General features: G+C 63.5%; 12 protein-coding genes. 11 read left to right on the forward strand and 1 reads right to left on the reverse strand.

All coding sequences use genetic code 11. The features are described 5' to 3' along the window. Nucleotides 1-2: 2 nt before the first annotated feature. The 11 genes from Tam10B_RS00970 (at nt 3) to Tam10B_RS01015 (ending at nt 11,693) form a co-directional block, all read left to right on the forward strand. Nucleotides 3-1,085, forward strand: a complete 1,083-nt coding sequence (locus tag Tam10B_RS00970) for an AAA family ATPase (protein WP_093959417.1) — start codon at nt 3-5, stop codon at nt 1,083-1,085. Then, nucleotides 1,082-2,038 (forward strand): DUF58 domain-containing protein, encoded by a 957-nt coding sequence (locus tag Tam10B_RS00975; protein WP_093959418.1) that lies wholly within the window; start codon nt 1,082-1,084, stop codon nt 2,036-2,038. Before Tam10B_RS00970 ends, Tam10B_RS00975 begins: the two co-directional genes overlap by 4 nt. A 2-nt stretch (nt 2,039-2,040) precedes the next feature. Next, nucleotides 2,041-2,553: a hypothetical protein gene (locus tag Tam10B_RS00980; protein ID WP_456297846.1), complete on the forward strand. Its 513-nt coding sequence runs from the start codon at nt 2,041-2,043 to the stop codon at nt 2,551-2,553. Then, the gene (locus Tam10B_RS00985; RefSeq protein ID WP_093959420.1) at nt 2,553-3,653 is read left to right on the forward strand and encodes a vWA domain-containing protein; all 1,101 of its coding nucleotides are present in this window, start codon (nt 2,553-2,555) and stop codon (nt 3,651-3,653) included. Before Tam10B_RS00980 ends, Tam10B_RS00985 begins: the two co-directional genes overlap by 1 nt. 23 nt (nt 3,654-3,676) lie before the next feature. Further along, on the forward strand, nt 3,677-4,696 hold the full coding sequence (locus Tam10B_RS00990) for a vWA domain-containing protein (RefSeq protein WP_408606617.1): 1,020 nt from the start codon (nt 3,677-3,679) through the stop codon (nt 4,694-4,696). After that, nucleotides 4,693-5,286 carry a DUF6466 family protein gene (locus tag Tam10B_RS00995; RefSeq protein ID WP_093959421.1) on the forward strand — a complete coding sequence of 198 codons (594 nt, stop codon included), beginning with the start codon at nt 4,693-4,695 and terminating at the stop codon, nt 5,284-5,286. The genes Tam10B_RS00990 and Tam10B_RS00995 overlap by 4 nt, the downstream gene beginning before the upstream one ends. A 101-nt stretch (nt 5,287-5,387) precedes the next feature. Further along, a complete protein-coding gene (locus Tam10B_RS13155; protein WP_158214083.1) occupies nt 5,388-5,735 on the forward strand; it encodes a hypothetical protein in 348 nt (115 codons plus the stop codon). Then, nucleotides 5,732-7,243, forward strand: coding sequence for an esterase/lipase family protein (locus Tam10B_RS01000; RefSeq protein WP_158214084.1), 1,512 nt, complete (start codon nt 5,732-5,734; stop codon nt 7,241-7,243). Before Tam10B_RS13155 ends, Tam10B_RS01000 begins: the two co-directional genes overlap by 4 nt. Nucleotides 7,244-7,327: 84 nt before the next feature. Continuing rightward, nucleotides 7,328-8,758 (forward strand): adenylosuccinate lyase, encoded by a 1,431-nt coding sequence (gene purB, locus Tam10B_RS01005; protein ID WP_093959423.1) that lies wholly within the window; start codon nt 7,328-7,330, stop codon nt 8,756-8,758. Further along, nucleotides 8,742-11,240, forward strand: a complete 2,499-nt coding sequence (locus Tam10B_RS01010) for a lysylphosphatidylglycerol synthase transmembrane domain-containing protein (protein ID WP_233133520.1) — start codon at nt 8,742-8,744, stop codon at nt 11,238-11,240. Before purB ends, Tam10B_RS01010 begins: the two co-directional genes overlap by 17 nt. Before the next feature lie 171 nt (nt 11,241-11,411). Then, nucleotides 11,412-11,693: an HU family DNA-binding protein gene (locus tag Tam10B_RS01015; protein ID WP_093959424.1), complete on the forward strand. Its 282-nt coding sequence runs from the start codon at nt 11,412-11,414 to the stop codon at nt 11,691-11,693. Between the two features lie 213 nt (nt 11,694-11,906). Here Tam10B_RS01015 and Tam10B_RS01020 read toward each other — a convergent pair whose 3' ends face one another. Continuing rightward, entirely contained in the window at nt 11,907-12,884 is a 978-nt protein-coding gene (locus Tam10B_RS01020; protein ID WP_093959425.1) for a proteasome accessory factor PafA2 family protein, read from the reverse strand. Nucleotides 12,885-12,951: the final 67 nt, after the last annotated feature.

Raw genomic sequence — 12,951 nt, forward strand, 5'->3', positions numbered from 1 at the left:
ATATGGCTTTATTCCCACCTCGTCCTTCGCGGCAGCAGGCGGCCGACTTGCCGATGCCTCCCGCGAACATTCCCGCACCTGTCGCAGCCTCCGCCACCGTCACGCGTGACGATCTGGCCCGTGTCCACGATCTGGCGGATCGCGTCCGCCAGCATTTCGCCCAGGGACTGGTCGCCCAGACCAAGCTGCGCGAATCGCTGATCACCACGCTCGTGGCCGGCGGCCATATTCTCATCGAATCCGTTCCGGGTCTGGCCAAGACCACGGCGGCGCAGATTCTGGCCACGTCGGTCTCCGGTTCGTTCAAACGCATCCAGTGCACGCCGGATCTCATGCCGTCAGATCTTGTGGGCACGCAGATCTTCGATTTCGCCACGCAGAAGATGAGCACGCAGATCGGTCCGATCCACGCCAATTTCGTCCTGCTCGACGAGATCAACCGCTCCTCGGCCAAGACCCAGTCGGCCATGCTCGAGGCCATGGCGGAAGGCGCCACCACCATCGGCGGCGAGCGCATCGCGCTTCCCAAGCCGTTCATGGTGATCGCCACACAGAACCCCATCGAGGAGGAGGGCACGTACAATCTGCCCGAGGCCCAGATGGACCGCTTCTTCATGAAGACGGTGATGACGTACCCGGCCGAGGCCGACGAGATCTCCATGCTCGAACTGCTCACCAATCGTGGCACCGATCAGCAGGCCATGTCGGTAAGCCCCACGGCGATCACCATCGCCGATGTGGAGTTTCTGCGCGCCAGCGCTCGCAAGGTGCACGTGTCGCAGCCGATCATGAAGTACGCCGTTGAGCTTGCACAGACCAGCCGCGGCGGCGGCCCCCGACCGATCAAGGGCCTGTCGAATCTGGTGCGTCTGGGCGCCAGCCCCCGAGCCTCGATCGCGCTGGTGCGCATCGGTCAGGCGAACGCGCTGCTGGCCGGACGCGACTACGTGATCCCGGAGGACATCAAGACGTTCGCGCACGAGGTGTTCCGTCACCGTATTCTGCTGACGTTCGAGGCGTTGGCAGAGAACGTGAACGCCGATCAGGTCATTGATTCGATGATCGAGGCGGTTCCCGTACCATGATCGTGCCGGACAGATCCGCCGATCCGGTTCGTCGACGCATCGAATCCCTGGGAACGCGGCTCAGTCTGCCCACGGTGTTCAGGGCGCTGGGCGTGCTGGAGGGCGAGCATCCGTCGGCGCGCCGCGGCGCGGGATACGACTATCTCGATATCCGCCCCTATCAGCCCGGCGAGGAGGCTCGTCTGATCGATTGGAAGGCGAGCGCCCGCGCGGCCCGTCCGATGATCGTGGACAAGGAGCGTGAGAGCAACGGCAACGTATGGCTGCTGCTTGACGTCGGGCGCGAGATGCGCGGTCGCACGCCGAGCGGTGAACGCGCCATCGATGTGGCGGCCAATGCGCTGCGCATGTTCGCGGTGCTGTCGTTGCGGCGCAGCGACGATCTGTCGATCGTGCTGGGCGATTCGCAGAGCATCCGACGCGTACCGTTTAACGGTGGATTCGCCAAGTTCGAGCATGTGTTCGACGGCCTGCTGCGTCGCCGTATGGATCAGCCTCGTGACGTGGATGCGCTGATCGACTATGCGGGCAAGATCCGCAACCGGTATTCGATGGTGGTGATTGCCACGGACGAGACCGCATGGACCGAGGAACAGGCCCGTGCGCTGCGTCTGGTGGCGCAGACTCATCCGCTCGTAGTGGTCAGTGTGGCCGCGTTGAATCCGTTCCGGGCCACGGAGCGGTTCGATCGCATCGTGGACGCCCGCGACGGTCGTGCCGTGCCCGCGTTCCTGCGTACTCCCACCATGGCGAAGGACGTCGCCACGCATCGCGAGTTCGCGGCAACGGCATTGAGCCGTGAACTCGCCCGTACCGGTTCGACCATGGTGCGCGGTGGGTCGAGCGAGGCGATGTTCAACGAGTTCATCACGCTGGTGTCCACCACGTTGGCAAAGAGTGGTTTCCCCCGCGCCGATGTGCGTGCCGCCCGTGCCTCGGGAGGTGTGGCGTGATCATGATCATGGCCGCAGGAAAATTCACTCCGTTGGATCTTGCCGATGTCACGCCGTACGTGGCGTCGATGCTGGCGTTGATCGTCGTGGCCGTGGCGCTGATCGTGCTGACGGTGGTGGTGTCGAGGCCGCGCAGACGGACGTCTCCCGGTACCGGGGCTCATCGTTCCACGTCGGACAAGGGCGAGTGGCTTGCCGAGATCGAGGACGTGCGGTTCCGTTTCCAGACCGGCGAGATCGGCTCGGACGATGCGTTCAGCGAGCTTGCGGGCATCGCGCGGCGGTTCGCGTCGGACCGTCTTGGACGCGACGTGACCAACCACACGCTGGCCGAGCTGCACGCCGTCCCCCGTTCGCGCAGCAATGGCAAAGGACTTGATTTGCTCAGACAAACGATATCCGCGTTATATCCGCCCGAGTTCGCGGACGCGGCCACGCAGGCGCATGCCGGCGAGACCTCGGTCGACGAGGCCGCGGGCTGGGTGTCGAATCTGGTGGAAAGGTGGCGTTCCTGATGTCGTCGCTGCTTACCTTCCGCTGGCCGTGGGCGTTCGCGTCGATCATCGTGCTCGCACTGCTGGCGTTTCTCGCATGGCAGTGGTCCGCTCGTCACGCGCGCCGGCCGGAGACCGTGCGCACGATCGTCGACCATCCCGACACCGCCGCGGTGTGGAATCTTGATCGAGATCTCGACACCGAGCACACGTCGGCGCGATGGCGTCTGTGGAAGACGGTCAATCGTCTGGCCGCGGCGCTGCTTGCGCTGACGCTGATCATGGCGATCGTACTGACGGCACGCCCGTCCAAGGTCGATTCCGAGTCGAGCGCCGGCTCTTCGCGCGACATCATCCTGTGTCTGGACGTCTCGGGATCCACGTTGCCCTACGATCGTCAGGTCATCGCCACGTATCTGGATCTGATCCAGCATTTTCAGGGCGAGCGCATTGGTCTGAGCATCTTCAACTCCACGTCGCGCACGGTGTTCCCGCTCACCGACGACTACGATCTGGTCGAACGACAGTTGTCGTACGCCAACACCATTCTCAAGGGCGTGGTCGATCAGGACAGCATCGACAAGATGAGCGACAAGCAGTACCAGCAGGTGTCGGACTGGCTGGACGGCACGCAGAACCGCAAGGACGTGACCTCGCTGATCGGCGACGGTCTGGTCAGCTGTGCGGCCATGCTGCCCGAATTCTCCACGTCGGGCGACGCCGCGGTCAGTGCCTCGGCAAGGAACCGCAGCGCGTCGATCGTGCTGGCCACCGATAATGTGCTGTCCGGCACGCCGGTCTATCAGCTCGATCAGGCGCTTGATCTGACCCAAAAGTCGTCGATCGTGGTCGATGGACTGTATTCCGGCCCCACCCAGTCGGAGAACGACCAGACGACCACCGACATGAAGACGCAGATCGAGGCTCATGACGGCATATTCCTCACACAGGCCTCCGGCTCGTCCGTGGACGCACTGGTCCGCAGGATCGAACGGCAGCGTGAGACCGACAACGAGAACCGCAATCAGTCGAATCTGGTGGACGCGCCGCAATACTGGGTGCCCGTGGTGCTGGTCCTGTTCGCCGCGTTCGTGATCGTGGCCGGGAGGTTGAGACGATGAACATGCAGAACGGCATGGACGCTCTGAAGGGACTGACGCTCGATCCGATGTTCGGCTGGATCGTCTCCCCCATACTGGCCGTGGCCATCGTGGCGCTGACCGTGGTGCTGGCCGTGCGCTCGCACCGACAGCGCCCCTACACCGACGCCACGGCCGTGGACTGGACACGACGCATTCTGGCGGCCGTGATGCTGGCCGTCATGCTGCTGACCCCCAGCACGACCCTCAAGACGGAAAGCCGGGCGGTGAACGCCACCGACGTGTTCATCGCCGTCGACGTGACCGGTTCGATGGGCGTTTCCGACGCGCAGTACGGTTCCGAGGAGACGATGAGCCGCATCGACGCCGCCCAGCAGGCCGTTGACGGCATCGTCAAACTGTATCCCGACGCCAGTTTCGCGGCGATCTCGTTCGGCGCTTCCGGCACTCTCGAGGTCCCGCTCACCCCCGATTCACGCGCCATCGAGAACTGGGCCAGCACGCTGACGTTGGAGCCCACATCCGCGTCGTCCGGCTCGAATCTGGACAAGGCCGTGGACCCGCTTCTACTGGCCACCAAGAACACCCGCAACCAGCATCCCGACGACACGATCATCGTCTACTACATTTCCGACGGTGAGCAGACCAGCAACAAGTCACGACGCACGTTCTCCTCGCTGAGGGCCTACGTGAACGGTGCGCAGACCGTAGGCGTCGGCTCCACCGACGGCGGACAGATCCCCCAGATCGCCGACGATGGGTCCATGTCGACCGATCAGTTCGTCACGGACCCGTCGACCGGCCAGCCGGGCATCTCCAAACTCGACGAGAAGACCCTCAAGGCCATCGCCGACGAGATGAGCGGCTCCTATGTGCATGTGGACGCCGGCCGGACCATCGACGAACGTGACGTGCAGCAGACGTCGTCCGATTGGCGAATGCAGAGCACGTACAAGCAGCGTGAGCACAGTGTGCCGGCGATCTGGCCGTTCGCCATCGTGTTCGCCGTGCTGCTGCTCTGGGAGGCCGTGGCCTGGATGCGCACGTCAAGGAGGCTGCTATGAGCAGGGCAACACACAGGCCACACAAGACGCATCGTCAGCCCCGTCCTCCGCGACACGACCGTCGGACGATCGCATCGGTTCCGGTACGCATCGGCATCGTGGTGCTGACCGTGATCGCATTGGTGGCGGCCGGGATCATGGCGGCGAACTGGTCCGCGCTGGCCACGAACAACACCGCCGTCAGCGGACTGAACGCCACGATTAACGCGTATAACAAGGACACGCCCGATCTGGAGAAGCTGCGGACCGCGCAGTTGCAGACCGACGCCCAGTTCTCCGACGCGCAGCGTCTTACCGTGCTGCAGCTTCCCCAGGTGCGCAAAACGATCGCCGCGAACGCCGCCGAATCCGCACGACTGACCAAACAGATCGAGTCGGATCTCAAGAAGGCGGAGAACGATTCCGATTCGTCGCAGACCGTCAACGGACAGCAAGGGGAATCCGCGAACAATTCGAACGACTCATCGGACACGGACAAGGTCAACAAACTGCTGGAGCAGAACAAGCAGAAGATCGATCTGAAGAACGTGCCCGACACGTCGTCCGAAACCGCCGGATCCGGCGACGACGCCTCGGCTAAACCATGGTAGACGCGATAACGGCATAGCGTATGCGGGCGGCGGGGGCTCCATTCGACCACATCGAGCAGGAGCCCTACCGCCCGCCGGTCATGCTGTGATTGAATCGCGGCATGACTACGCTTGACCAATACACCGTATCCAACACGTTCGGAGCCATCGGCCGAACGGGTGACACTCTCTCCAACGTGGCTTCGGGCCTGGACCTCTCCAATGGATGCCCCTGCCCGACCGTGCTCCGCGAATCGCAGAACCTGATCATCTCCCTGTGCGCCTCCCAATCCAATGCCATCAAGGGCATGGAGGACGTCCTATCCCAAGCGAAGGCACTCGTCTGGGATGGCACGGCGGGAGAAGCCTTCCACACCGATGTGGACGGCGCCATCGTCATTGCACAGGCCGCCGGCAACGGGGCCACAACCACCGCACGATTCATCGAAAGCCCCGAGGCCCTGCTATGAACGCGCGAGTCGAATCCCATGTCTACGGCGGTCCGGGAACCGCCATCCATGCCGATCTCGACCAGTTCGGCACCGTGGCCACGCTGCTCAACGACGCCGCCGATCACGTGGCGCGAACCGGAGCCAACTGGAAAACCGCCAATCTCGAACTCGGAATCATCCGCGCCAAGGCACCGCTCTGTCCCAAACTGCTCGGCAAGATCGCCACCGCGTCGATGGGCATGGCTCACACCGATGGCACTGGGGATGCCGAGGCTGACACGGCCGTTCACATGTCGCTGAACTACCAACTGGTGCTTCGGCATGCCGATGAGCGTGCCGAAGAGGCGGAGATGCTCATGAGGAAGGCGCAGACCATGGCGGACCAGCTCACCGACGCGTACTCGCTGTACTCCGAAGCCGACGAAACCGCCAGAGGGCTGTTCGGAGAGCTTCTGCAACTGGGAACGACGGTGGCGCCCAAATTCGGTTTCCTCGGATTGCTTGGCGCTGCCGCCGGCAGCGTGATCATCGGATCTATCAAGGAACAATCGTTCAATCCGGTATACGCCGTCACCGGCACGTCCTCCCTGCATGAGGGGATGCTGTCCGCGCTGGGATCGGCGATCGTCAACGGAGCCAATCCGATAACCCGGCTTTGGAGAGCCGGCACAGGTCTGGTGGAATCGGATGAGGTCAATCAGGCCGCCGGAATGATAGCGCACGTTTCCACATTGACCCGAAACATCCTGGTCGGCAACAAAGTCACTGTCGCGCAGATTCATCCAAAGAAAGGCATCGGCGAAACGACGTCCATCGAAGACACGCTCAACAATGTGCATGACATGCGTCTCAACGGCGTGGATTACGGGTCCATAGCCATTCAGAAATATCGACGTGAGGACGGCACCACCGCATGGATGGTCACGATTCCGGGAACCGATGGAAATTTCGATTCACCGTTCAGCTGGTTCACCAACGTGGAGCTCATGAGCGCGGACGAGCGCCAGCGCAAGGCCGCGGACAGCGCCCGCATGGTGGATGAGGCGATGAGACAGGTAGGCATCCAGCCAGGCGATCCGGTGGCGATGGTGGGCCACTCGCAGGGCGGCATCGTGGCCGCCGTCATGGCGTCGGACTTCACCGACAAATACAACATCCAACATATCGTCACGGCCGGCTCGCCGATTGCGAATCATCCCATCAAGGGTGACATCACGGTCACCAGCATCGAGGTGAACGACGAACTGGTATCCGCCCTCGATGGGGCGCCCAACCCCAGTTCCCCGAACTGGCTCACCGTCCGGGGAACCAGCCAGCCCATGGGGTCCGGCACTGGCACCGAAGTGGAAGGCAGCGGGGACCACAAGTCCCTCTCCCACGACATGAACTACATGAAAGCCACCTATCAGAACGCCAAAGGCAATGGAGGTACGGCGCTGGCCGGTCATGAACGGCATTTCCGTCAGGTCATCAACGGCGAACTGCAGGAGACCACATACTGGCGTGGCCGAATCGGACGCAAGTAACAACAAAGAAACGCATACGAACGTCAGCGATCATCATTGATCATCACGGCTGTTCAGGGTACGGCTTCACGTATTGTGGTGTGCATGAATCTGACTGATATCTCCCCCGCAATTGCACTGAGCCCCCTGGACGGCCGTTATCATAAGCAGACCGCGGCCCTGACCGAATACATGAGCGAACCCGCGCTGAACCGCGAGCGCATGCGCGTCGAGGTCGAGTGGATGATCCTGCTGGCCAACGGCATGGGCAACGGCCCGATCGTCGGCGGCGTCAAGCCCTTCACCGATGCCGAGATCGAGTACCTGCGCGCCATTCCGGAGCAGTTCGGCGCCGAGGGCATCAAGCAGCTGGCCGCCCACGAGGCCATCACCCATCACGACGTGAAGGCCGTGGAGTACTACATCGACGACTACCTGGACAAGGCCGCCGAGGCGCTGGGCGAGGACACCGAGCTGTCCCGCCTCAAGCCGCTGGTGCACTTCGCCTGCACGTCCGAGGACATCAACAACCTCTCCTACGCGCGCTGCATCAAGAACGCCGTGGAGAACGTGTGGTTCCCCGCCGCCGAGAAGATCGTGAACCATCTGGCCGAGAAGGCGGACGAGTACAAGGACAAGGCCCTGCTGTCCCTGACGCACGGTCAGCCCGCCACCCCCACCACGCTGGGCAAGGAGCTTTCGGTGTACGTGTACCGTCTGCGCCGCCAGCTCAACCGCATCGCCGACCAGGAGTATCTGGGCAAGATCAACGGCGCCACCGGCACGTTCGGCGCCCATCTGGCCGCCTACCCGGATGTGGATTGGGTCGCGGTCTCCCGCGAGTTCGTGGAGACCCGCATGGGCCTGACCTGGAACCCGCTGACCACGCAGATCGAAAGCCACGACTGGCAGGCCGAACTGTACGGCGCGATCAGCCACACGAACCGCATTCTGCACAACCTGGCCGTGGACGTGTGGATGTACATCTCGCGCGGCGTGTTCGCGCAGGTGCCGGTGAAGGGCGCCACGGGCTCCTCCACCATGCCGCACAAGGTGAACCCGATCCGCTTCGAGAACGCTGAGGCGAATCTGGAGATCTCCTGCTCCCTGCTCGACACGCTTGCCGCCACGCTGACGGAAAGCCGCTGGCAGCGCGATCTTACCGATTCCACCACGCAGCGCAACATCGGTTCCGCGCTGGGCTACAGCCTGCTGGCGCTGAACAACCTGATGGGCGGCCTCGAGTCCATCCACCCGAACGACGTGGTGATCTCCCGCGAGCTCGACGAGAACTGGGAGGTGCTGGGCGAGCCGATCCAGACCGCCATGCGCGCCGCCGCGCTCGAGGGCCGCAAGGGCATGGACAAGCCGTATGAGAAGGTCAAGGAGCTCATGCGCGGCCACTCCATCTCCAAGGAGGACGTGGAGAACTTCATCGCCACGCTCGACTTCGACGAGGAGACCGCCAAGCGTCTGAGCACGCTGACCCCGGCCACCTACACGGGAATCGCCAGCCGACTTGTCGACTTCGACTGATCCCCGCCGCTCCGTCGGCGACGCCGCCACTCCGGCATCCGCATCCGCACCCGTATCGGGGCAGGATGCGCCTGTGGAGGGCGGCGTCTCCATTTCCGACACTCCCCCGAAGCGCGTCCACGATTTCTCCGATCTGGTCAGCGCGGTCATGGCCGTGATCGCGGCAGTGATCATCATGCTGGCCTCGGTGTATCTGCGCGGCATCTCCACGGGTGTGGAGGCCGACGTGCACCATGCCGGCCTGTTGTTCGGCTGGCTGGTGGAGCTGCCATTGTCGCTGCTGCAGCAGCTGGCGACGGTGCTCATCGTGGTGGCCGTGCTCGGCCAGCTGATCATCGGACGGGAATGGGTGCAGTCGATCACCGCCACGGTGTCCATGTTTCTCGGGTTCGCCGTGGCCGAGGCTTCGAGTTGGGCTATCGGCAGGTTCGGCTCCGACGTGCTGGTGAAGGCGCTGGATTCAAGCGCCGTGATCGGTGGCCCGCTGCTGCCGGACGTCTTTGCCGGGCTGGCGGCGTTCCTCACCGCGGCCGGACCACATCGGGTACGTGGCAGCGTCAAATGGGGTTGGAACACGCTGATCGCCATCGCCGCCCTGTTCATGGTCATCTCCGTGGACCCCATCGCCGGCGTGGCCGTGGCGTTCGCCATCGGACGACTGATCGGCCTGCTCAGCCGATTTGTCCTCGGCACGCAGAACAAGGGCGTGTGGGGCCGGCAGATGGTGGCGGCGCTGACGGGCATCGGTCTTGACGTTGCGGAGCTGAAGCGCCGCGACTCCGGTCTGGCGGAGATCGGGAGACTGTCGCTCGCCGACGATCTGTCGCCCTTCTCGCGCATCTACGATGTGCGCACCCGTACCGGCGAGGCGTATATCGCGTCGGTCTGCGACGAACAGACCCGTACGGTCGGCTATCTGTCGCAGCTGTGGCTGTGGCTGAAAATGGCATCCGGCGTGGATCTGCGCCGCGACCGTTCGATGTCGGAGGCGACGCATCATCATGTCGATCTGCTGCTGACGCTGAACAACATCGGATTGGAGACGCCGCACGTGTATGCGCGCACGGAAAGCGGCGAATCGTCGATCATGGTGTTCCACGCCGATCCGACGTTCACGCACTGCGATTGGAACACCGTGCAGGATGACGATCTTGTGTCGGTGATGGACTATCTGGGTGCGGCGAACCGTCGCGGCGTCACGCACCGGAACATCACGCCGGAGTCCTTTGCCAGAAGCGGCACCGGACGGCTGGTGCTGACCGGCTGGCTCAACGGTGACGACGCCAGTTCTCCCGCGAACGTGGCCATCGACCGTGTGCAGCTGCTTGCGGCGCTGTCCTGCCGTGTCGGGCTTGGACGCATCATCCGCTGCGCCGAACGCAGCTGGGGGCGCGCGGCACTGATCGGGCTGGTGCCGTTCGTGCAGAACGTGGCCGTGGCCCGCGATACGCGAACGGACGAGTTCTGGAGTCGGGAGACGATCAAGGCGCTGCGCCGTTCGCTCGGCGAACTGTCTCCGGACGAGGAAGGCGGCGCTATCGAATCGGTGACGCTGTCGCGTTTCAACGTCAAGTCGTTCGTCACGCTGGTGCTGCTGATCGTGGCGGCCGTGGTGGTGTTCACCCAGCTCAAGCCGCAGGACTTCCTGGACGCCGTGTCACAGGCCAACCCCTGGATGGCTGCGCTGAGCTTCCTGTTCGGCGTGGCCAGTTGGGGCGGTTCGGCGCTGGCGCTCGGAGCGTTCATCGACCGAGACAGGCGCTCCACGGCCGGGATTCTGGCGTCGCAGGCGGCCGGCAGCTTCACCACGGTCTCCATGCCGGCCGGCGTGGGCCCCGCGTTCGTGAACCTGCAGTATCTGCGCAGGCTCGGCTATCGCAATGCCACGGCGACGGCGATCATGAGCGCGGTTCTGGCCGTGCAGGCGATCACCATCGTGGGACTGCTGGTCGTCATCGGCATCTTCACCGGACGCAATACGCTCTCCGGCATGATCCCCACGAACACGCTGGTCATCGCCATCGGCCTGCTGGCGTTCGTGGTGTCGGCGGCCATGATCGTACCGTACACCCGTCGTCTGGTCATCGACCGTCTGGTGCCGATCGTACTGTCGTACGCCCGCCAGCTGGTGGAGCTGCTGTCGCAGCCTCGCAAGCTGACCGCCGCCGTGTGCGGATGGCTTCTGCAGAACCTGCTGCTCGGACTGAGCTTTTGGGCGTCGCTCATGGCGCTCGGCCATTCCGCGAACCCGTTGGAGATCACGTTCATCTACGTGCTGACGAACACGCTGGCCTCGGCGGTACCCACCCCCGGCGGTCTGGGTGCGATCGAGGCGGCGCTGACGCTGGGATTCACGTCGGTCGGCGTCCCGTACGCGGTGGCGTTCTCCGCGACGCTGCTGTTCCGACTGCTCACCTATTGGCTGCGTATTCCAATTGGAGCAGCGGCCATGAAGTGGATGAACGCGCACGGTCTACTCTGAATCCGAACCCATTGCGCCGACGCCGCCATGATTCGGTGATTGTTTGGCGAAAAGGGCGTTATTTTGCCGATTAATGCGGATTTTGCCGATTCGATACGTTACAATCGGTTGTGGTCCAAGGGATTCCCGTCTTAAGAAGGGGCTCCCACGTCATAGAAGGAAATGTGGATTATGGCATACAACAAGTCTGACCTGGTGTCCAAGATCGCTCAGAAGTCCAATCTGACCAAGGCCCAGTCCGAAGCCGCCGTGAACGCCTTCCAGGAAGTGCTCGTCGAGTCCCTGAAGTCCGGCGAAGGCCTCAAGCTCACCGGCGTGTTCTCCGCCGAGCGTGTCAAGCGCGCCGCCCGCACGGGTCGCAACCCGCGCACCGGCGAGACCATCAAGATCCCCGCAGGCTACGGTGTGAAGCTGTCCGCCGGCTCCCTGCTGAAGAAGGCCGTCGCCGAGTGATCTGACGCCATACGGCGCATGACCGTTTCGGAAGGCGATCCGCACTCTCCGAAGGTCAACTCGTAAAGACTTGTGAAACCCCCGATCGGAAATCTCCGGTCGGGGGTTTTCGTTTGCCAGCCAAGGTTGCTGCCGGACAAGATCGTTGCCGGACAGGGTCGGTGCCAGCCAAGGCCCTGAACGACGCTCCGGGCCTTCAGACCATGGCGGTTCCTATCCCAAAACGGCAAGCACCCGCTCATACGCCTCGGTGGGCGTGGCGCTGAACGGGTCAAGCAGTTCGGCGTCCATGCGTTCGGGGCTGGTCAGCGTCACGTGCGTCCAGTCGCAGCTGAACTGCACATCCTTGCCCAGCGCCGCCTTGACGAACCGTCCGCGCAATGCGGCTCGCGTGTTCTCGGGCGGATTGCCGACGGCATGTTCGATGGCCGCCTCGTCAAGCAGCGTCCTCATCATGCCGCCGTGTTCCAGACGGGGGAAGATCGTGCCGTTGACGATGTCGTGATAATCAAGATCGATCTGGCCGATGCGGGCATCCGGAAGATTCGGGTCACGCTGGCGCATCGCCTGGATGAGTCGCAGCTTGGCCGCCCAATCCACCCATGACGCCAGATCCTGCCAGCGATCGGCCTCCACGGCGTCAAGCGCCTGATGCCACAGCGCAAGAACGTCATGATCGCCGTCCGACGGCACCACAAGCTCGCCGTGAGCGGTGAGGAAGTCCTCGACAATGGCCAGATAAGCGCGCTGCATCGTCAGGGCGCAGGTCGTCGTTCCATCGGCCAGACGTAGCGGGGCGCGCCCGGTACGGTCACGGCTGACGGAGCGGATGGCCTCGCCGGGGTCGGCCAGCGTGAATCGTTCGAAGCCGGAGGGGCGGTTCTCGCGCCACGCCTGTTCGATCACGCAAAGCACCAGATGAGTGGCCGCCAGTTTCATCCATGTAACGGTCTGCGAACGGTTGGAGTCCCCCACGATCACATGCAGGCGTCGGAACAGATCGGAGTCGGCGTGCGGTTCGTCACGCGTGTTGACCATGGGCCGGGAGCGCGTGGTGGCGCTGGAGACCGCATCGTCGAGAAATTCCGCACGCTGCGAGATCTCGAATCCGTCGGGAATCGTGGGGTCGGCGGTGAACCTGCCAGCGCCGGTGTACAGCTGTCGNGTNCNATGTCCATGCGGTCGAGGAATCGGTCACGCATCTCGCGCTCCTCGATGATGCCGCTCAACTGAAGAATGCGATCGGCCACCGTGGACT

The sequence above is a fragment of the Bifidobacterium vansinderenii genome, from assembly GCF_002234915.1.
Taxonomy (GTDB): domain Bacteria; phylum Actinomycetota; class Actinomycetes; order Actinomycetales; family Bifidobacteriaceae; genus Galliscardovia; species Galliscardovia vansinderenii.